Annotated in this window: 19 protein-coding genes; 6 read left to right on the top strand and 13 right to left on the bottom strand. The window is 62.2% G+C overall.

What is annotated here, in order from left to right; all coding sequences use genetic code 11:
- Positions 1 to 48: 48 nt before the first annotated feature.
- The gene (locus tag FQ668_RS11300) at positions 49 to 339 is read right to left on the bottom strand and encodes a hypothetical protein (protein WP_014591666.1); all 291 of its coding nucleotides are present in this window, start codon (positions 337 to 339) and stop codon (positions 49 to 51) included.
- Between the two features lie 58 nt (positions 340 to 397).
- Positions 398 to 1,003 carry an arylesterase gene (locus FQ668_RS11295; RefSeq protein ID WP_014591667.1) on the bottom strand — a complete coding sequence of 202 codons (606 nt, stop codon included), beginning with the start codon at positions 1,001 to 1,003 and terminating at the stop codon, positions 398 to 400.
- A gap of 10 nt (positions 1,004 to 1,013) precedes the next feature.
- On the opposite strand from FQ668_RS11295, the gene FQ668_RS11290 reads away from it, so the two are divergent.
- Together FQ668_RS11290 and FQ668_RS11285 are read left to right on the top strand one after the other, a co-directional pair.
- Complete coding sequence (locus FQ668_RS11290; RefSeq protein WP_010953285.1) at positions 1,014 to 1,700, top strand: ABC transporter ATP-binding protein; 687 nt, start codon at positions 1,014 to 1,016, stop codon at positions 1,698 to 1,700.
- A complete protein-coding gene (locus tag FQ668_RS11285; protein ID WP_019438672.1) occupies positions 1,697 to 4,204 on the top strand; it encodes an ABC transporter permease in 2,508 nt (835 codons plus the stop codon). The genes FQ668_RS11290 and FQ668_RS11285 overlap by 4 nt, the downstream gene beginning before the upstream one ends.
- A gap of 63 nt (positions 4,205 to 4,267) precedes the next feature.
- Here FQ668_RS11285 and greB read toward each other — a convergent pair whose 3' ends face one another.
- The 4 genes from greB to FQ668_RS11265 all read right to left on the bottom strand — a co-directional run bounded on the left by greB (position 4,268) and on the right by FQ668_RS11265 (position 7,281).
- Positions 4,268 to 4,756, bottom strand: a complete 489-nt coding sequence (gene greB, locus FQ668_RS11280) for a transcription elongation factor GreB (RefSeq protein ID WP_010953283.1) — start codon at positions 4,754 to 4,756, stop codon at positions 4,268 to 4,270.
- Positions 4,757 to 4,767: 11 nt separating this feature from the next.
- On the bottom strand, positions 4,768 to 5,076 hold the full coding sequence (locus FQ668_RS11275) for a hypothetical protein (protein WP_014591670.1): 309 nt from the start codon (positions 5,074 to 5,076) through the stop codon (positions 4,768 to 4,770).
- A gap of 248 nt (positions 5,077 to 5,324) precedes the next feature.
- Positions 5,325 to 5,762 carry a DoxX family protein gene (locus FQ668_RS11270; RefSeq protein ID WP_010953281.1) on the bottom strand — a complete coding sequence of 146 codons (438 nt, stop codon included), beginning with the start codon at positions 5,760 to 5,762 and terminating at the stop codon, positions 5,325 to 5,327.
- Positions 5,763 to 5,874: 112 nt separating this feature from the next.
- Positions 5,875 to 7,281 (bottom strand): transglycosylase SLT domain-containing protein, encoded by a 1,407-nt coding sequence (locus FQ668_RS11265; RefSeq protein WP_019438673.1) that lies wholly within the window; start codon positions 7,279 to 7,281, stop codon positions 5,875 to 5,877.
- Positions 7,282 to 7,438: 157 nt separating this feature from the next.
- On the opposite strand from FQ668_RS11265, the gene FQ668_RS11260 reads away from it, so the two are divergent.
- The 3 genes from FQ668_RS11260 (at position 7,439) to FQ668_RS11250 (ending at position 10,284) form a co-directional block, all read left to right on the top strand.
- Positions 7,439 to 8,263 (top strand): TatD family hydrolase, encoded by an 825-nt coding sequence (locus tag FQ668_RS11260; protein ID WP_019438674.1) that lies wholly within the window; start codon positions 7,439 to 7,441, stop codon positions 8,261 to 8,263.
- Positions 8,264 to 8,361: 98 nt separating this feature from the next.
- Positions 8,362 to 9,840: a methyl-accepting chemotaxis protein gene (locus FQ668_RS11255; RefSeq protein WP_019438675.1), complete on the top strand. Its 1,479-nt coding sequence runs from the start codon at positions 8,362 to 8,364 to the stop codon at positions 9,838 to 9,840.
- Positions 9,841 to 9,915: 75 nt separating this feature from the next.
- Positions 9,916 to 10,284: an Mpo1-like protein gene (locus FQ668_RS11250; protein ID WP_014591674.1), complete on the top strand. Its 369-nt coding sequence runs from the start codon at positions 9,916 to 9,918 to the stop codon at positions 10,282 to 10,284.
- Between the two features lie 41 nt (positions 10,285 to 10,325).
- Here the strand turns inward: FQ668_RS11250 and FQ668_RS11245 are convergent, their stop codons facing one another.
- The 3 genes from FQ668_RS11245 to FQ668_RS11235 form a co-directional block, all read right to left on the bottom strand.
- Entirely contained in the window at positions 10,326 to 11,123 is a 798-nt protein-coding gene (locus FQ668_RS11245; RefSeq protein WP_014591675.1) for an acyl-CoA thioesterase II, read from the bottom strand.
- A 76-nt stretch (positions 11,124 to 11,199) separates the two neighbouring features.
- The gene (locus tag FQ668_RS11240; protein WP_019438676.1) at positions 11,200 to 11,979 is read right to left on the bottom strand and encodes a CHAD domain-containing protein; all 780 of its coding nucleotides are present in this window, start codon (positions 11,977 to 11,979) and stop codon (positions 11,200 to 11,202) included.
- A 14-nt stretch (positions 11,980 to 11,993) separates the two neighbouring features.
- Complete coding sequence (locus FQ668_RS11235) at positions 11,994 to 12,272, bottom strand: lipoprotein (RefSeq protein ID WP_003250254.1); 279 nt, start codon at positions 12,270 to 12,272, stop codon at positions 11,994 to 11,996.
- A gap of 177 nt (positions 12,273 to 12,449) precedes the next feature.
- Between FQ668_RS11235 and FQ668_RS11230 the strand changes: the two genes are divergently transcribed.
- Positions 12,450 to 13,490: a patatin-like phospholipase family protein gene (locus FQ668_RS11230; RefSeq protein ID WP_026031953.1), complete on the top strand. Its 1,041-nt coding sequence runs from the start codon at positions 12,450 to 12,452 to the stop codon at positions 13,488 to 13,490.
- A 116-nt stretch (positions 13,491 to 13,606) separates the two neighbouring features.
- On the opposite strand, the gene FQ668_RS11225 is transcribed toward FQ668_RS11230, so the two are convergent.
- From FQ668_RS11225 to clpX, 4 genes are all read right to left on the bottom strand, one after another.
- A complete protein-coding gene (locus FQ668_RS11225; RefSeq protein ID WP_019438678.1) occupies positions 13,607 to 15,478 on the bottom strand; it encodes a SurA N-terminal domain-containing protein in 1,872 nt (623 codons plus the stop codon).
- Positions 15,479 to 15,659: 181 nt separating this feature from the next.
- Positions 15,660 to 15,932 (bottom strand): nucleoid-associated protein HU-beta, encoded by a 273-nt coding sequence (gene hupB, locus FQ668_RS11220; protein ID WP_003250246.1) that lies wholly within the window; start codon positions 15,930 to 15,932, stop codon positions 15,660 to 15,662.
- A 152-nt stretch (positions 15,933 to 16,084) separates the two neighbouring features.
- On the bottom strand, positions 16,085 to 18,481 hold the full coding sequence (lon, locus tag FQ668_RS11215; protein WP_014591679.1) for an endopeptidase La: 2,397 nt from the start codon (positions 18,479 to 18,481) through the stop codon (positions 16,085 to 16,087).
- 163 nt (positions 18,482 to 18,644) lie between these two features.
- Positions 18,645 to 19,928, bottom strand: a complete 1,284-nt coding sequence (clpX, locus tag FQ668_RS11210) for an ATP-dependent Clp protease ATP-binding subunit ClpX (protein ID WP_003250242.1) — start codon at positions 19,926 to 19,928, stop codon at positions 18,645 to 18,647.
- Positions 19,929 to 19,930 lie beyond the last annotated feature (2 nt).

The raw sequence follows: 19,930 nt of genomic DNA, 5'->3' as shown, positions 1-19,930 counted from the left end.
GGCATTGGCACGTTGCAAGCGTTTCAGATGATGAAAGGTGCTTTTCGTTCAGCTGCCGTGCAGCTCTGGCCACACCGGACGCATGCCACGTCGCTGGGCATCGAGGATGGCACGGCACAGCTCACACAGGCGACCATCGCGGTAGATCGATCGCGGCACCCCCGACCAACGCGGCTGGGCTGGCAGCAGGCCGCCACACAAAGTACGGTCGACCGGCACGCCCAGCTCGAGCTGGCGGGCCACGAGGTGGACGCGGCTTTCCTGGCAGGCGAACAGGTCGAGCTGCTCGTCGGGCTCGATCAGTTGATAGGCATACAGGGACCAGGCAGGGCGCGGCATTTGGAGCACTCGAAACGGGGGGCGCAACATTAGCCCAAAGGCGGCCCCGTTTAAAGCTTCACAGCAAGGGTTTTATCGCTGGCCAGGCATTTTCCAGCAGGCGCTGCTGAGCCCCCTGGGCCGGATGGATGCCATCAGCCTGCATCAGTTCAGGCACTCCCCCTACCCCTTCGAGGAAAAACGGCACCAAAGGAACCTGTTTGTCCGCTGCCAGCTGTTCATACACCTTGGCAAAGGCAGTGGTGTAACGCACACCATAATTGGGCGGCAGGCGCATGCCCAATAGCAGCACCTTGGCCCCTGCCTGACGCGAATGCTCGATCATCGAGGCAAGATTTTGTTGCAATTGTGCAGGCGGCTGCCCGCGCAGGCCATCGTTGCCGCCCAGTTCCAGCACCACCAGGCTCGGTTTATGTGCTGCAAGCAGCGCCGGCAGCCGCGCCTGGCCACCTGCGCTGGTGTCGCCACTGATCGAAGCATTGACCACTTTGTCGTCAAAACCTTCGTCCCTGAGGCGGGCCTGCAAGAGAGACACCCAGCCCTGACGGCTATCCAGGCCAAAACCGGCGCTGATACTATCGCCAACAACCAGCAGTGTTCCTGCCGCTGCGCTCTGGGCCAGGCAATACAGGGCCAGACCGGCACTCAACCACCACACTCGCATCGGATTCTCCATGAGCCCCAGCATTCTCGTTGCGCAGAACCTTAGCAAAGTGGTCCCCAGCGCGGAAGGTGACCTTACCATCCTCCACGCACTGTCTCTCGACCTGGCCCAAGGCGACAGCCTGGCCATCGTCGGCGCCTCGGGCTCTGGCAAGTCGACCCTGCTCGGTTTGCTCGCCGGCCTCGACCGGCCCAGCGCTGGCAGCGTCATGCTCGCCGGCCACGACCTGGGGCCACTGGATGAAGACCAGCGTGCCCGTGTGCGAGCCGAACATGTGGGTTTCGTGTTCCAGTCGTTCCAGTTGCTCGACAGCCTCAATGCACTGGAAAACGTCATGCTGCCACTGGAACTGGACGGCCGCCGCGATGCCCGCGAACAGGCTCGCACTTTGCTGGAGCGGGTCGGCCTGGGCAAGCGCCTGAGCCACACACCTCGGCAGCTGTCGGGCGGCGAGCAGCAGCGCGTGGCAATCGCCCGCGCCTTCGCCGCGCAGCCTGCGGTGCTATTCGCCGATGAACCCACCGGCAACCTCGACAGCCACACCGGCGAACGCATAAGCGACTTGTTGTTCGAGCTGAACAAGGAGCGCGGCACTACCTTGGTGCTGGTCACCCATGACGAACGCCTGGCCCGCCGCTGCCGGCGCCAGATCCGCCTGGACGCGGGCCGCCTTGTGGCGCCGATGGAGGCCCGGTGAGCCGTATGCCGCTGTCCCGCTTGTGTGGCCTGGCACTGCGCCAGTTGCTGCGCGATGTTCGCGCCAGTGAAGTGCGCGTGCTGTTCTTTGCCCTGTTGGTGGCGGTAGCTGCCAGCACCGCCATCGGCTATTTCGGCGCCCGCCTAAACGGCGCCATGCAGCTGCGCGCCAGCGAGTTTCTGGGCGCAGATCTGGTACTGCAGGGCAGCGCACCGGCCCGCGAGCAACAGCTCGATGCCGGCAAGGCATTGGGCTTGCGCCATGCACGCGTGGTCGAGTTCACCAGCGTGGTCGGCGGCGACAATGGCATCCAGCTGTCCAGCGTCAAGGCCGCCGACGGCGCCTATCCGTTGCGCGGGCAAGTACGCAGCGCTCCGGCACCCTATGCCGGAGAAACACCCGGCGGCGGCCCTGCCCCTGGCGAAGTGTGGGTCGAACCGCGCCTGTTGGCAGCACTGGGGCTGGCAATCGGCGACAGCATCGACGTGGGCATGAAAACCCTGCGCATGAGCCGCGTGCTTACCTACGAACCGGACCGCGCCAACAACTTCTACAGCCTTACCCCGCGCGTGATGATGAACCTGGCCGACCTGGAGGCCACCGGCGTAATCCAGCCGGGCAGCCGGGTCACCTACCGCGACCTGTGGCGCGGCGATGCCGAGGCGCTGGCGCAGTACCGTCACACCGTGGAAAAAGACCTGGCCGCCAACCAGCGCCTGCGTGACACCCGCGATGGCAACCAACAGATCGGCGGCGCGCTGGGCAAAGCCGAACGCTACCTGAACATGGCCAGCCTGGTAGCTGTGCTGCTGGCAGGCGTGGCCGTGGCACTGTCGGCCAGTCGCTATGCCGCACGCCGACTGGACGCCAGCGCTCTGCTGCGCTGCCTGGGCCTGTCGCGCCACCAGGCATTGGGCTTGTATTGCTTGCAACTGGCCATGCTCGGCCTGGTCGCTGCCCTGGCCGGCGCCTTGCTCGGCTGGCTGGCTCAGCTGGGCCTGTTCCGCCTGCTGCACGGCTTGCTGCCGAGCGTGGTGCCCGCCGGCGGCATCGTTCCAGCGCTGGCAGGTATCGGTACCGGGTTGGTCGCACTGGCTGGCTTTGCCCTGCCGCCGATTGCAGCACTGGGCCAAGTACCGCCTCTGCGTGTGCTGCGCCGTGACCTGCTGCCGATACCTGCGAGCAGTTGGCTGGTGTACGGCGCCGCCCTGCTCGCCCTGGGCCTGATAATGTGGCGCCTGAGCCTCGATCTGCTACTCACCTTCGCCCTGCTCGGTGGCGGCCTGGTCGCTGCACTTCTGCTCGGCGGCCTGCTGTTGCTCGGTTTACGCAGCCTGCGCCAGCTGCTGGCCGGTGCGCCACTCACCTGGCGTCTGGGGCTGGGCCAGCTATTGCGCCACCCCATGGCGGCAGCAGGCCAGGCCCTGGCATTCGGCCTGATACTGCTGGCCATGGCCTTGGTCGCCCTGCTGCGCGCAGAGCTGCTCGATACCTGGCAAGCACAGCTACCCAAGGATGCGCCTAACCACTTCGCCCTGAACATCCTGCCAGATGACCGTGAGCCGTTCATTCAACACCTGCACCAGGTCAATGCCGCTTCAGCACCGCTGTACCCGGTAACGCCCGGGCGCCTGGTGCAAATCAATGAAAAACCGGTACAGCAGGTGGTCAGCAAGGACTCGGCAGGCGAGCGCGCCGTGCAGCGCGACCTCAGCCTGACCTGGGCCGCCGAGTTGCCCGAAGGCAACGTGCTGACCGCCGGCAGCTGGTGGCAAGCTTTGCCAGCCGACAACGATATTCCCGGGGTTTCGGTGGAGGCAGAACTGGCCAGCAGCCTGAAACTGCAGATGGGCGACCTGTTGACGTTCGATATTGGCGGTCAGCAGCGCCAGGCCCGCGTGAGCAGCCTGCGCAACGTGCATTGGGACAGCTTCCAGCCGAATTTCTACATGATCTTCCAGCCTGGCACGCTGCAGGGGCTGCCGACCACTTACCTGACCAGCTTCTACTTGGCGCCAGGGCATGACCTGGATGTCGTCGCACTGTCACGGGCGTTTCCGGCGGTGACCATCCTGCAGGTGGATGCCTTGCTCGACCAGCTGCGCAGCATTCTCGCCCAGGTAACCCTGGCGGTAGAGTATGTGCTGCTGTTCGTGCTGGCCGCCGGGCTGGCAGTGCTGTTCGCTGGCTTGCAGGCCACGCTGGACGAGCGCATTCGCCAAGGCGCACTGTTGCGCGCACTGGGCGCGGCGCGGCCGTTGCTGGTCAAGGCCCGGCGTATCGAGTTCGGCCTGCTGGGTGCGGCCAGCGGGCTATTGGCGGCCGTGGGCTGCGAACTGATTACCTGGGTGCTGTACCGCTATGCCTTCGACTTGCAGTGGAGCCCGCACCCGTGGCTGCTGGTGTTGCCGCTGACGGGGGCACTGCTGGTGGGTGGTGCTGGGGTGCTGGGAACGCGGCGGGCGTTGAATGCCAGCCCGCTGGCGGTGTTGCGCGAGGCTTGAGGCCTGGCTGTCAGCGCTTCTGCCGGGACAGCACATGCCTCAAGCTGACGCAAGACGGGCCAGTCAGTCCGTCGAGACGCCCTGGCCGTAACGGATGCTGCTCACATACCAGGTCGCTTCACCGGTAGGTGTATGCACCACCACCTCATCACCCTCCTCCTTCTTCAGCAAGGCACGGGCCATGGGCGAATCGATCGAGATGTAATCGTTGCGCCCGTAGATCTCGTCGTAGCCGACAATGCGAAACTTCATGGTCTCGCCCTCGTCGTTCTCGATCTCAACCCAGGCACCGAAAAACACTTTGCCTTCCTGCTCGGGCGAGTACGCCACCACTTTCACATCTTCAAGCCGCTTGCGCAGGTATCGCACCCTGCGGTCGATTTCGCGCAGCAGCTTCTTGTTGTACTGGTAGTCCGCGTTCTCGCTGCGGTCACCCAACGAAGCCGCCCAGGCAACCTTTTGGGTGATTTCCGGACGATACACCCGCCACAGGTGGTCCAGCTCTTTCTTCAGCGCCTCATGGCCTTCTGTGGTGATGATATTGGTGCTCAATAGCGCATTCCTCAGCGGCGGGTAATCAGGCCTTGACGCGCGATGCGGGTGAGATGGCCGATGACTTCGGCGGCTTCGTCCGGTGCCGGCGCCTGGATCACAGCCAGGTCGAAACGGTCATTGCCATACTGCGCGAGATGACAGCCGCTATCGGCGAACTGGATCAGAAAGGCACGCGCCTGTCCCTTGCGCCGTGACAGGCCTTCAAGATGACGCAAAAGGGTGGGCTGATGCCGGCCGCCGAGCAGGATGCGCGGTGTGCGGGACGCCTGGTTGGCAGGCAAAGGGCTCAAACAGACACTGGTACGTGGGCAACTCATGGAGCTTCTCTCCGCCTCGCGAATCCCGCTGGGCAGCGGTGGGAGGCGTCACCGAACCAGCGCTTTAGCGGTATTTCGGACGGCCCGGAGGTGGGGCTTTCCTGCGCCCCGCAAGTAGCTGTTTAAATCGGCGCAGGCGGTATGCTAGAGCGATGAGCCCCAAGTTGCAAGCGACAAGCCGCAAGCAAGAACAAGCCGAGTATTGGCCCGCGCTTGCCTGCGGCTCGTAGCTCACAGCGTGCAGCTGATTACCGGGCGATCAGGCGGTCGAGCGAGAAGCGGCCAGCGCCTTCGATCATGACTGCAACGGTGCCGGCCAACAGCGCCAGGGCGAACTCGTAGCCGTTGTTGGACATGAACAGGCCGTTGCCGATGTGCACCGAAACGATCGCCACTATCAAGGTCACCGTCAACGCCAGGGCCGCCGGGCGAGCCAGCAGGCCGACCACCAAGGCCAGGCCACCGAAGAATTCGGCACTACCGGACAATAGGGCCATCAGGTAACCCGGCGCCAGGCCGATGCTTTCCATCCATTGGCCGGTGCCTTCCAGGCCGTAGCCACCGAACAGGCCGAAGAGTTTTTGCGCACCATGAGCCATGAAGATGATGCCGACCAGGATGCGGATAACGCTCAAGCCAGCGCCAGCACGTGTAGAGAACAGAGCGTTGAGGGTAGTGTTGTTCATGTCGAAGCGTCCTTGAAGTGAAGCAGTTGTGTGGGTATGGGCGCCATCATAATCAATTCTATTGATATGAAAATCGCAAAAAACCCAACATAACAATCGATAAAATCGATGCTTAACGCTTCGCTACGCGCTCCAGCGCCGCGCGTTCGCGGTTGAACGCCAGGTAGTACTTGTTGATGCTGTTGACGAAATTGACCGGTCCCATCCCCACTTGCTCCATGGCGATGCGTTCGGTCTGGAAAAACCACTGGTTGCCGTTGAGACCTCGCCGCCGAGCCTCTGCACGCATGGCCTGAACCCGCTCGGGGCCGAGGTTGTAGGCTGCCAGCACAAAGGCCATGCGCTCACGCTCGTTGATCTTGGTACTGGCGAAAAACTTGCGCCGGATAAGCGCCAGGTAACGGGCACTGGCCAGGACATTGCCATCTACCGTCGCAGTATTGCTCACCCCCACCCGCTGGGCCGCCGAAGGGGTAATCTGCATCAGGCCATGGGCACCGCCCGTACCGCGTGCAGCCGGGTTGAGCGTCGACTCCTTGAAGGCCAATGCAGCCAGGTTGAGCCAATCGATCTGTTGCGCCTGGCCATGCTTCTGCAACACCGCCCGCACCGATGCCAGACGCTGGCGGTCCTTGCTGGCCAACGGATTGTGTACACGGTACTGGCGGCGGTAGATGCGCTCGAACGCCGCATCCTGGTTATCTGGCGCGCGGTAACCTTGCAGAAAGTGATCGACTGCGGCCAACAATTGCGGCGCTTCACGCCCTACATACCAGCGCATGGCTTGCGGCGCCCCCAGGCGCACCCGGCTGTCCAGGCGCAGGCGCGGCATAACCCGGGCCCAACGCCGGGCAATGGGCTGCTCGACCACGGTCAGGTGGTAGATGCCTGCCTGTACCATCTCCAGCACATCCTCCACCGCCAGCGTCGAATCGACCCACTCCACTTTGATCGGCGGCCGCTTGCGCAGTGCCAGTTGCTGGTTGACCTGCTGGATCAGCGGCCCGGCGGCACTGGCGCTGGTCAAGGCCACGGTACGCCCTGACAGCTGTTCGACCTTGCTGAAACTTCGCTCGCCTTTGCGCCCGACCAGCATCAGCGGCACCTGGTCGAGTATCGGCGCACTGCCCCGGACACCGCTCACCGTAGTGGGGTCAAGCAGCTCGCCGGGCGCAGCCAGGTCACCCTCGCCGCGGGCCAGGGCGCCCAGCAACTGTTCCTTGGCCCGCGGGATGAGCTTTAGCTGGATCTGCTGGTCGTCAGCGGTGCGAGCATTGAGGAAATGCTCCAAGGCACGCAGGCGATAATACTCGATGCCGACTGGCTCGCCCTTGACCTCACCAGAGCTGTTGCGGCTCTGGTTGACCAGCACTCGCAGTACTTTGCTGGTGCGAATCTGCGCCAGGTCACGCACCTTGGCAGGCGGTATGTTTTGCTGCGGCCCCGGCGAGCGCGCCTGGGCGGGACCGGCAAAGGCCAACCCCAGCGTCAGCAGAAAAATGAGCCAGCATCGCTGCATGCGAAAACGTGTCCGTGGTCGGTGAGCGGCATCCATGGGTTGCACCGCCAAGTGATAAACGACGGTAAAAGACCACGGCAACAGCATGAAGTTCTTGGTTTTTTCAGAAAAACGCGGTTTTTGCTATGCTGGCCGCCCCGCGGCACGAGATAGCACCATGCAACTGATCGATATCGGCGTCAACCTGACCAACAGCAGTTTCCACGACCAACAAGCCGCAATCGTCGAGCGCGCACTGGAGGCCGGCGTTACGCAAATGCTGCTGACAGGCACCAGCCTGGCGGTCAGCGAACAAGCCCTGGAACTGTGCCAACAACTGGATGCAAGCGGCGCGCACCTGTTCGCCACGGCCGGCGTGCACCCTCATGATGCCAAGGCCTGGGATGCCGACAGCGAGCGCCAGCTGCGACGGTTGCTGAGCGAACCGCGCGTACGCGCGGTAGGCGAATGCGGCCTGGATTTCAACCGCGACTTCTCCCCTCGCCCGCTGCAGGAAAAAGCCCTGGAAGCCCAGCTGACACTGGCTGCGCAGCTGCGCCTGCCGGTGTTCCTGCACGAGCGCGATGCCAGCGAGCGCTTGCTGGCGATTCTCAAGGACTACCGCGACCACCTGACCGGCGCGGTGGTGCACTGCTTTACCGGTGAGCGCGAAGCGCTGTACGCCTATCTGGACCTGGACCTGCATATCGGCATCACTGGCTGGATCTGCGACGAACGCCGCGGTACGCACCTGCATCCGCTGGTGGGCAACATCCCTCAAGGCCGGTTGATGCTGGAAAGCGACGCGCCCTACCTGCTGCCACGCAGCTTGCGGCCCAAGCCGAAGAGTGGGCGCAACGAGCCGGCGTTCTTGCCGGAGGTACTGCGCGAAGTGGCCTCGCATCGCGGTGAGTCAGCCGAGCACACGGCAGCGCATACCACCGCAACGGCTCGAGATTTTTTCCAGCTTCCCTGGATCTCGCGGGTTTCTGCGGGCGGGTGAACGCTGTTGATATGCATCAACAAATCCCGTGGTGGATGTGGGCACAATGATGGCACCTTGCCAATATTGTTTCCGCTCAACTCAGAGAAGACCTGCCCATGGGTGCCTGGCTTAGCAATGTTTCCCTGAAGTACAAATTCTGGGCCGTCAACGCAGTGGCCTTTGTCACCACCTTGCTGCTGGTGCTGTACGCCGTGCACCTGGAGCAACGCGCACGTGCCGAGGCGGCTCAGGGCCAGGCGGTCGCACAAGCCCAGTTGCTGGCCGCCTGGCCAGCCGGGCAAGCACTGCCACGCCCGGCCAACGTCATCAGTTGGTCAACAGGGCAAACGCCAACCTACGCCGGGGAGGCGCTCGATGCCCTGCGCAACGCCCAAGGCTGGGTAGCATTGCCGAGCGCCTGGATCCTCGGTGAAAACCCACTGCGTGGCGCACAGGTGTTGCGCAATGGCGACCAGCAGTTGGCTGTGCTGGCCCAGTCACCCAGCCTGCGCCAGGTCTTCTTCGATCGCTTCAGCAATTACGCGGTGTGTGTGCTGATCCTGATGCTGGCCATGCTCGGCGCCTCGCAACTGCTGATCCGCTTCCTGCTCAGCCAACTCAACACCCTCAAGGACGTGATGCTGCACGTGGAAAAAACCGGCGACCTGTCGGCCCGCGTACCGCTAGCCAGTGGCGACGAGGTCGGCCAGATGGCCGGGGCCTTCAACGCCATGCAGTCCACCTATCACCGCATAGTCAGCACCGTCGCCCAAAGCGCAGCACAGCTGGACTCGGGCGCCGCACGCCTGGCCGCCAGCATGAGCGACGTACGCCATGGCATGCTCGGCCAGCAGAGTGAAACCGACCAGGCCGCCACTGCCATCAACGAAATGTCGGCGACCGTGCACCACATTGCCCAGCACGCCGGTGCCACCCGCGATTTGTCACAAACCGCCGACACCTTGGCCGGCAGCGGCCAAGCGGTGGTCAGCCGAGTGCAGGATTCGATTTCCGGGCTTTCCAGCGGCGTGCAGCAAACTGCCGAGATGATTCGACAGCTAGCCGAGGACAGCCAGAAGATCAACGGTGTAGTCAGTGTGATCCACAGTATTGCCGAGCAGACCAACTTGCTGGCGCTTAATGCTGCCATCGAAGCCGCGCGGGCCGGCGACCTGGGCCGCGGCTTTGCCGTGGTGGCCGATGAAGTGCGTAACCTGGCCAAACGCGTGCAAACCTCCACGGATGAAATCACCACCATGGTTTCGGCTCTGCAGTCTGGCACCCGCGATGCGGTGGAGTTCATGCAGGAAAGTTCGTACAAGGCCGACGACTGCGTACGTCAGGCACAGGAAGCCGGTGAGGCGCTGGCTGAAATTACCGGTGCCGTGGCGCAGATGCGCGAAAGCAATACCCAGATCGCTGTAGCGGCCGAGCAGCAAAGCCAGGTAGCCGAGGAAATGAACCGCGCGGTGGTCAGCATCCGCGATGTCACCGAGCGGACCGTGCAGCAGACGGTCGGTTCGGCGACCACCAGCAGCGAACTGGCGACCCTGGCCGGCGAACTGAACAAGGCCATTGGCCAGCTCAAACTATAGTCACCATAGCCAGGTTCGATTGGCCCCCGCTTGGGGGCCGCACTAAGCTTTGGGCATGACCGAGAGGAAATCCCCATGAGCAAACGCCTGCCCAATCTTCCCGCCTGGCAATGGCGCGGCTATCACCATAATCACCGCCACCCGGCCAACCTGGTGTTGCACCTGATCGCTGTGCCGTTGTTCATTCTAGGGGCACTGCTGGTGCTGTCCGGCCTGTTCGGTTTCGACCTCGGCCAGATCGCGGTGGGTGTGATTGCCCTGGTCGCCGCGCTGGGCCTGCAGCGCCAAGGCCACCGCCTTGAAGCCCAGCAGCCCGAGCCGTTCGCCAACCGCCAGGATGCCGTGCAGCGCTTACTGACCGAGCAGTTCATCACCTTTCCGCGCTTTGTGGTGAGCGGGGCCTGGTGGAGGGCCTGGCGCGAACGGCACAAGCACCGACACTGAGCCAGCTGCCGGAGCGCTCCTTGTGAGCAGCCTGGTAAGGATCAGGCGAAAACGGTGACGGTCTGCCGGCTCAAGGCCAACAACTCGCCCTGCGCCGTCCACAACGCCGCGGCAGCATGACCATAGCCATCCCGCGCATGCTCGGTTTCCACGCAGTACCGGCACCATTCCTGGGTCGAAAGCTTCGCCGTTGGCTGGATAAACTCGATGGTCCAAGTCAGCGTACTGCCCGCAGCGGGTTGCTTGAGAAACGGCATAAGGCTGGGCGGCCACGCATCCACCAACGCCAGCAAGTGCGCCTCGTTCACCGGCTCGTCAGCCACATCCCGCAAACGCACCCAGCCGCCCATCTTGCGCGACTGATTGCCACTGAACGGCAGCCCGCCTACTGCCCAGCGCAGGGCCACGTGGCGCATGAACTCCGGGGTAACGCCTTTGATATAGGGCAACTCCGGGGCCGCCTCTTCGAGCGCAGGCATTTCAATGGCCGGTAACGCCGGCACTTCGACCACCGAAGGGCGGCCCGCACCGAAATTGCCCTGCACCAAAGTCACCACCTGGCCATCCTGAACAGCGCGGCCCAGCAACGTGCTAACCGCCTTGCCTTCGCGCAAAACCTCCACCTCGAAGCGGATGGGCACATCCGCCGCCGCGGGTGCCACGAAGCTGATGGCCAATGAGCGTACCGGGCGGTTGTCGCAGATCTTGAGGCGCATGGTTTCATAGACCATGGCCGCCATCAGCCCGCCAAAGGCAGCGCGCCCCTGGGCCCAGCTGGGCGGAATGCTGACGGAATCCGGGTTGGCGCGCACGGCGTCGAGCAGTTGGTTGAAATTCATTGGCCGGCTCCTGCCTGCAAAGAAAAGGTCCGCTCATCCTAGCCAGCAAACGCTGGGCAATCAGCCCGCATATCGGTCATTTTCCGTGATAACGCCGCGCCAGCGCCTCTTGCAGGGCATCCAGCGTCACATCCGACTGGCGCTCCGCCTCATGCAGCTCCTGCTCCCAATCGGCTTTGCAGGGGAGCAAGTCGGCATGGTCGCGCGCTTGCAGCAGCCATTGCAGGCGGTCGTGCCAATCACCCAGGCTGCCCTGTGCCTTTTTCAGCAGACGTTGCAGTTTCTTCCCAGCGTGATCGAGTTGCGGGTAGGCCTCATCGCCATAGCGTGCACGCTTGATCAGCAAACGCAGGCGGTGGCGATCGTGAGCAGGGTCCTGCAACGCTTTGTGCAACTTGCGCCACTGCTTGACCAAGCGCTTGTCTATACGTTTGCTTAGCGACTTGACCAGCCCCTCCCGGCCCGCCGCCCGCAGGAACAATGGAAAGGCGTCGAGAATCGCCAATACCCTGGCCAGCTGTGGGCTGGCAGCGACACTGGCGAAGGTCCTGTCACGCCCCTCCAGACGCCGCTGCCCGGCTGCTGTGTGACCGCGCCCGATCAGCTCGGCCGCCAGCACCTCGCGATCACGCAGCGGCGTGGTAAGGGTCCCCAGCGAACGTGCAGCATCCTCCAGCTGTTCCACGCCAGGCAGCCCACGCAGCGGCCTCAGCAGACTGCGCAGGCGCCGCAAGGTGGTACGCAAGTCGTGCAAGGCCTCACTGTCGGTATTGGCAGCCAGGCGTTCACGACAGGCCAGCAAGCGCACCTGCAAGGTCAGTATCTGGGCAACGACATGGTCGAGCATGGCAGACATACGATGCTCCCTGTTCAGCGCCCGGCGCGAGATTCACGAATGTAGAACCGCGCCTTTTCGGCTTTGCGGGTACAGCTTTCGTAGCCTTCGAACTGCTGCTGGGTCTTGGCCCCGGTCAGCAATGACAAGGCCTTGGAATAACTTACGGCACCGGCGAAGCCTTCGGCCTTGGCCAGGTCCAGCTCCTTCCAGGCGGCATCCAGCTGGGTCGCGCAGCTGTCACGGTAGGCCGTCTTGCCCGCGCAGCCAGCAAGGGCCAGGGCAATCAGTGGAAGGCAAATCCAGGCTTTCATCAGTAATACCTCTATGGAAAAACGGTGGCTGTTCGACGCTCCGACAGCTGGAAAGTGCCATGCCCAGCCGGCTTTGCCTGGCCAGTTTTATTACAGTAGCTCAGCACGATCTACATTGAAGCACAGGCAGCGATGGGTGCATTGTAGGACCATGATGGCACTGGCCGGGGAATGTTCATGAGTAAACGTGTGGCACTGGTACTGGGATCGGGCGGAGCCCGAGGGTATGCGCACATCGGCGTGATCGAGGAAATCGAGCGCCGCGGCTACGACATAGCCTGCGTCGCGGGGTGTTCCATGGGCGCGGTGATTGGCGGTATCTATGCCGCCGGCAAGCTCGACGACTATCGCAACTGGATCGAAAGCCTCGACTACCTCGATGTGCTGCGCCTGGTCGACGTCAGCTTTCGCCTCGGTGCGATTCGCGGCGACAAGGTGTTCGGGCAGATCCGCAAGATCGTCGGCGAGATAAACATCGAGCAACTGCGCATACCCTACACCGCAGTGGCCGCCGACCTTACCAACCAGCAGGAAATCTGGTTCCAGGAAGGTTGCCTGCATCAGGCCATGCGCGCCTCGGCGGCCATTCCCAGCCTGTTCACGCCGGTGATGCAAGGCAACCGCATGCTGGTCGACGGTGGCATCCTCAACCCGCTGCCAATCGTGCCGGTGGTGTCCAGCCATTGCGACCTGATCATCGCGGTAAACCTAAACGCCACCAACCAGAAGCAGTACCAGTTGCCGGTGATCGAGCGCCCGGCGGCGTTCAAGATGCGCTTTGACGCCTTGTTGAGCTCGCTGGGTTCACGCTTGCCATTCCGGCGCAAACCGGCGGAAGAGCTGATCCGCATCGAAAAGGAGATCGTCGCCGAGGGGCTGGCACCGCCAAGCCCGTGGCTTGCCGACAGCGCCGACCCGGAAAGCCAGCAACCGGCAGCGGCCCCGGAGCGCGAGGGCGCGCCGAAGTCTGCCACCGGTTCTTTCATCATCGACAACGTGGGGCCGGCCTCACTCCTGGACTTGATCAACCAGAGCTTCGAGGTCATGCAGACTTCGCTGGCACAGTACAAGATTGCCGGCTATCCACCGGATGTGCTGATCAACGTACCCAAGCGGGTGTGCCGGTTTTTCGAGTTCTACAAGGCGCCGGAGCTCATCGCCCTGGGGCGAGAGATTGCACGCGATACGCTGGACAGTTATGAAGGGGTGAAGCGGTAGCACCTGGTTGGCGCCACCCCTGAAGGCGCTGTGACCTTCGACAATGACCGTGCTCGCGGCTGGCGAAAACGAAGCAGGCCGCACGAGGCGGCCTGTTTCTTCATGCAACGAACACCTTAGTAACGGGTGATGTCTGCATTGGCTTCCAGCTGCTTGCGGTAAGCGGCAAAGTCCTGCTGGCCAGCACGTGACGCGAGGTAGCGGCGAATCTGCTGCTTCTCTTCGTCGGTGGCGGCAGCGCCTTCGTTCACGCCCTTGAGCTGCAACACCACCAGGCTACCGTCACGCAGCACGACGCTGCCATACACTGGCTTGTCCTTGGCTTGCGGCTTGCCCAGACGGAACAGTGCCTGCAGTTCGGCCGGGTCAATACCGTCCTCACCACGGGTGACGGCTTCATAGGCTTTCCAGCCTTGGCCTTCGTGCACGCTGCCTGCTGCGATGGAACCGTCACGCAGGCCGGCAATCAGCTTGTCTGCCTTGGCCTTGAGTTCGGCAGTCGCCTTCTCTTTGGCCAGGTGCTCCCTGATATTCTTGGCCACAGCGTCCAGCGGCAGTTGCTCTGGCTTGCGGTGTTCCTTGACGCGCAGCACCACGGTGGTCTCAGGGTCGAGCTCGATGGCGGTGCTGTTGGCACCCTCATCCAGCACTTCTTCAGAGAACGCAGCCTGCACCACCGCACGGTTGGCGGTAATGCCTTCACCGCCCTCGCGGCCGAAGGCGGCGGAGGTGTGCACCTTGAGGTTCAGGTCCTGGGCCGGCTGGGCCAGGTCGGAAGCCTCGTAGGCAGCATCCTGCAGTTGCTTGCTGGCGTCGACATAACGCTGCTCGACCAGCGGCATCTTCAGATCGCGGGTCAGTTTGTCCTTCAGGCTGGCGAAGCTCGGTACTTCTGGCGCCTGGACGCCCAGCAGCTTGATCAGATGGTAGCCAAACTCGGTGCGCACCGGGGCAGATACCTGCCCATCCTGCAGCTTGTACAGCGCCTCTTCGAAGGCCGGGTCGTATACGCCCGGGCCGGCAAAGCCAAGGTCACCACCGGTGTTGGCGGAGCCTGGGTCCTGAGAGAACTCCTTGGCCAAAGCGGCAAAGTCCTCACCCTTGGCCAGACGCTGCTCGATCTCTTCGGCGCGGGCCTTGGCCTGGGCGTCGGTGACCTTGTCGTTGACCTCGATGAGGATGTGCGCGGCATGGCGCTGCTCGGCCAGGTTGGCGATTTCCTTCTCGTACTGGGCCTTGAGCTCTTCGTCAGTCACTTTGACCTGATCGAAGAACGCCGACTTCTTCAGCTCGATGTAGTCGATCACGACCTGGTCAGGCGACATGAACTCCTTGGCGTGCTGGTCGTAGTGCGCCTTGACCTCTTCGTCGCTGACCTTGACTGCGGCCGGGTCGGCCTTGAAGGTCAGGGAGGCGAAGTCGCGGGTCTGCTTCTCCAGGCGAGCGAAGGCATCGACCTGTTGATCGGTGACGAAGCTGCTGCCGGCCAGGCCGGTGCGCAGTTGGCCGATGAGCATTTCCTCGCCGAGCATCTCGCGGAACTGCATGCGACCGTAGCCCATCTGGCGGATCACCTGGTCGAAACGCTCAGCGCTGAACTTGCCGTCCACCTGGAACTCAGGGGTCTGCAAGATCACCTGATCCAGCGCGGCCTCGGAGAATGCGAACTTGGCATCCTCAGCACCTTGCAGCAGCAGCTTGCGGCTGATCAGCCCCTTGAGTGCCTCCTCACGCAGCAACTTGTCATCCAGCAGCGCCGGGTCGAAATCCTTGCCCAACTGTTGCATCAGTTGACGGCGCTGCATGTCGGCCGCCTGGCTCAGTTCGTTCTGGCTGATGGTCTGGCCGTTCACCTTGGCGGCGTCCTGGCTATGAGTGGCGGCCTGGAAAATGGCTTCGAAACCGGTCAATGCCATCAACACGACGATAAGGCCGATGATGGTCTTGGCAATCCAACCTTGTGAATTGTCCCTGATATTTTGCAGCATGCGTCCCCCAGAAACGGCTGTACCACTGCGTCGACAACCGCGGAGCGTGGGTAGAATCCTGATAAAAGAAAGGCGCATCCGAGGATGCGCCTTTTCTTAGCAAACGTGTCAGGCGGGAACGTTTGCGCCCCGCCATCACCGTGCTCGGACCAGGCCAGGCCGGGTCCGGCTGAAAGACGACTTAGTTGACGGCGTCTTTCAGGCCTTTGCCGGCCTTGAAACCTGGAACCTTGGCGGCTTCGATCTTGATTGCCTTGCCGGTTTGCGGGTTGCGGCCAGTACGCTCGGCGCGCTCCTTGACCGAGAAGGTACCAAAGCCAACCAGTACCACATCGTCACCTTGCTTCAGGGCGCCGGTGACGGATTCGATGACTGCGTCCAGCGCACGGCCGGCTACAGCTTTCGGGATGTCTGCAGATGCGGCGATAGCGTCAATCAGTTCCGACTTGTTCACTCTAAGTCCCCTTATTTCTCTATTGAGTTTGTTTCTAAGTATGTAATGAAAAGCTTATGAAACGTGTGCTGGGAGGCATGGCGACAATAACGTGCCGCTTTATAGCAAGGCGCCGAAAATACTGTCAAGGAAAGCCCCCCAGCCAAAAACTACTAATGCGTGCTGATTCTTTCCTTAGCATCGCCGTCGCGCTTCTCGTCTTTCGCGACAATCTCCGGAGCCACATCTGGCAAGGGCTCCGGGGCGTATTGCAGCGCAATTTGCAGGACTTCGTCAATCCATTTGACCGGTTTGATCTGAAGATCCTGTTTGATATTTTCAGGAATCTCCTTGAGATCGCGAACATTTTCCTCGGGAATGATCACCGTCTTGATCCCGCCACGGTGTGCCGCCAGCAGTTTTTCCTTCAGCCCGCCAATGGCCAATACCTGGCCACGCAAGGTGATTTCGCCGGTCATGGCCACATCGGCACGTACCGGAATCTGCGTCAGCGCCGACACCAGTGCGGTGCACATTCCGATACCGGCACTCGGGCCGTCCTTCGGCGTGGCGCCCTCAGGCATGTGAATGTGCACGTCATGCTTCTCGTGGAAGTCGGCGGCAATCCCCAGGCTGCGGGCGCGGCTGCGCACTACTGTCTGCGCGGCGGTAATCGACTCGACCATGACATCGCCCAGCGAGCCGGTCTTGATCAACTGGCCCTTGCCGGGGATGACCACGGCCTCGATGGTCAGCAACTCGCCGCCCACCTGGGTCCAGGCCAGGCCGGTTACCTGGCCGATCTGGTCCTGCTGCTCGGCCAGGCCATAGCGGAACTTGCGCACGCCCAGCAGGTGCTCCAGCTGCTCGCTGGCCACCTTGACCTTGACCTGCTTCTGCCCGGTATGTTCCTTGACCACCTTGCGGCAGACCTTGGCAATTTGCCGCTCCAGACCCCGTACACCGGCTTCACGGGTGTAGTAGCGGATGATGTCGCGAATCGCCGAGACGTCGACTTCCAGCTCTTCTTTCTTCAAGCCGTTGGCCTTGACCTGCTTGGGCACCAGGTACTTGACCGCGATGTTGATCTTTTCGTCCTCGGTGTAGCCAGGCAGACGGATGACTTCCATCCGGTCCAGCAGCGCCGGCGGGATGTTCATCGAGTTCGAGGTGCACAGGAACATCACGTCCGAGAGGTCGTAGTCGACCTCCAGGTAGTGGTCGTTGAAGTTGTGGTTCTGCTCAGGGTCGAGCACTTCCAGCAGTGCCGAGGCTGGGTCGCCGCGCATGTCGCTGCCCATCTTGTCGATTTCGTCGAGCAGGAACAACGGGTTGCGCACACCCACCTTGGTCATCTTCTGGATCAGGCGACCCGGCATGGAGCCGATGTAGGTACGGCGGTGGCCACGGATCTCGGCCTCGTCACGCACGCCACCCAGGGCCATGCGCACGAACTTGCGGTTGGTGGCGGCAGCGATCGACTCAGCCAGCGAGGTCTTGCCGACGCCGGGTGGCCCGACCAGGCACAGCACCGGACCGCGGATCTTCTTGACGCGCTTCTGCACGGCAAGGTACTCGAGGATGCGTTCCTTGACCTCTTCCAGGCCATAGTGGTCGGCATCGAGGATTTCCTCGGCCTTGGCCAGGTCCAGACGCACCTTGCTCTGAGCCTTCCACGGCACCTGCACCAACCAGTCGAGGTACGAGCGCACCACGGTAGCTTCGGCCGACATCGGAGACATTTGCTTGAGCTTGTTCAGCTCCGCCTGAGCCTTGGCCAAGGCATCCTTAGGGAGACCTGCGGCTTCGATGCGCTTCTTCAGCTCTTCGACTTCATTGTGGCCTTCGTCACCATCGCCAAGTTCTTTCTGAATGGCCTTCATCTGCTCATTCAGGTAGTACTCGCGCTGGCTGCGCTCCATCTGCTTCTTGACCCGGCCGCGAATGCGCTTTTCGACCTGCAGGAGGTCGATTTCGGCATCCAGCAGTGCCAGCACGTGCTCGACACGGGTAGTCAAGTCGACGATTTCAAGAATTTCCTGCTTCTGCTCGATCTTCAGGGCCATGTGCGCGGCCATGGTGTCGACCAGGCGCCCTGGCTCGTCGATGCTGTTCAGCGAAGAAAGCACTTCGGCAGGCACCTTCTTGCCCAGCTGAACGTACTGTTCGAACTGCGACAGCAGCGTGCGCACGAACACTTCCGACTCGCGCTCGGCAGTGTCGGTTTCGTCGATCAGGGAGACTTCGGCACGGATGTGCCCATCAACTTCGGAGAAGCGCTCGACCGCACCACGCTGCTCGCCTTCGACCAGCACCTTGACGGTGCCATCAGGCAGCTTCAGCAGTTGCAGCACGGTGGCAACGGTACCGACGCGGTACAGGGCGTCCTCGCCCGGATCGTCGTCGGCTGGATTCTTCTGGGCCAGCAGAAGGATCTGCTTTTCGCCCGTCATCGCCGCCTCGAGGGCTTCGATGGACTTTTCGCGCCCCACGAACAGCGGGATAACCATGTGCGGGTAAACAACGACATCGCGCAATGGCAAAAGAGGCAAGTCGAGGGTGGTCTTCATGATTTCGCCTCTACAGCGGCCTTATGGCCGGAAACCGGTGGAAATGATGCTTGGACCTAATGTGGGGGCACGCTTGGGAAATTACAAGCGCTTGTACAGGAAAAGCAGAAAGGGGCCCGTAGGCCCCCTCTTGCTTGCAACCGAGAACCGGCCATTGCCTGAATCAGGCGTCTGGCGCGGCCTTGGCTTGCGGTTCGCTGTTTTCGTAGATCATCAGCGGCTGCGAGGTGCCCTCGATGACGCTCTCGTCGATAACCACCTTGCTGACATCCTTTTTCGAAGGAATCTCATACATGGTATCGAGCAGCACGCCTTCGAGGATCGAGCGCAGGCCACGAGCGCCAGTCTTGCGCTCCAGGGCCTTGCGTGCAACGGCCTTGAGCGCATCGCTGCGGAACTCGAGGTCGACGCTTTCCATCTCGAACAGCTTGGCATACTGCTTGGTCAGGGCATTCTTCGGCTCGGTGAGGATCTGCATCAACGCAGCCTCATCCAGCTCGTCAAGGGTAGCCAGTACCGGCAGACGGCCGACGAATTCCGGAATCAGGCCAAACTTGACCAGATCGTCCGGCTCGACCTCACGCAGGGACTCGCCAACCTTCTTGCCCTCTTCCTTGCTGCGCACTTCGGCACCAAAACCGATGCCACCTTTGGTGGAACGGTTCTGGATGACCTTTTCCAGGCCCGAGAACGCACCACCGCAGATGAACAGGATGTTGCGGGTATCAACCTGCAGGAATTCCTGTTGCGGGTGCTTGCGGCCGCCCTGCGGCGGAACCGAGGCCACGGTGCCCTCGATCAGTTTCAGCAGCGCCTGCTGCACGCCCTCACCGGAAACATCACGGGTAATGGACGGGTTGTCGGACTTGCGCGAAATCTTGTCAATTTCGTCGATGTAGACAATGCCCATCTGGGCCTTTTCCACGTCGTAGTCGCACTTCTGCAACAGCTTCTGGATGATGTTCTCGACGTCCTCACCCACATAACCGGCTTCGGTCAGGGTGGTGGCGTCAGCAATGGTGAACGGTACGTTCAACAGGCGTGCCAGGGTTTCGGCGAGCAGGGTCTTGCCCGAGCCGGTCGGCCCGATAAGCAGGATGTTGCTCTTGCCCAGTTCGACTTCGTCACCCTTCTTGTCACGCTGGTTCAGGCGCTTGTAGTGGTTGTACACCGCTACGGCCAGCACCTTCTTTGCGCGCTCCTGACCAATAACGTACTGGTCAAGGATGCCGCTGATTTCTTTCGGCGAAGGCAATTTGTGCGCGCTGCTCTCGGCCTGGGCTTCCTGCACCTCCTCTCGGATGATGTCGTTGCACAGGTCGACGCACTCGTCGCAGATAAATACCGAGGGCCCGGCAATCAGTTTGCGCACTTCGTGCTGGCTTTTGCCGCAGAAGGAGCAATAAAGCAATTTGCCGCTGTCCTCGCCGTTACGGGTGTCAGTCATTC

The organism is Pseudomonas sp. Kh14, from assembly GCF_900291005.1.
Classification (GTDB): domain Bacteria; phylum Pseudomonadota; class Gammaproteobacteria; order Pseudomonadales; family Pseudomonadaceae; genus Aquipseudomonas; species Aquipseudomonas alloputida.
This window is presented reverse-complemented; position numbering and strand designations above follow the sequence as displayed.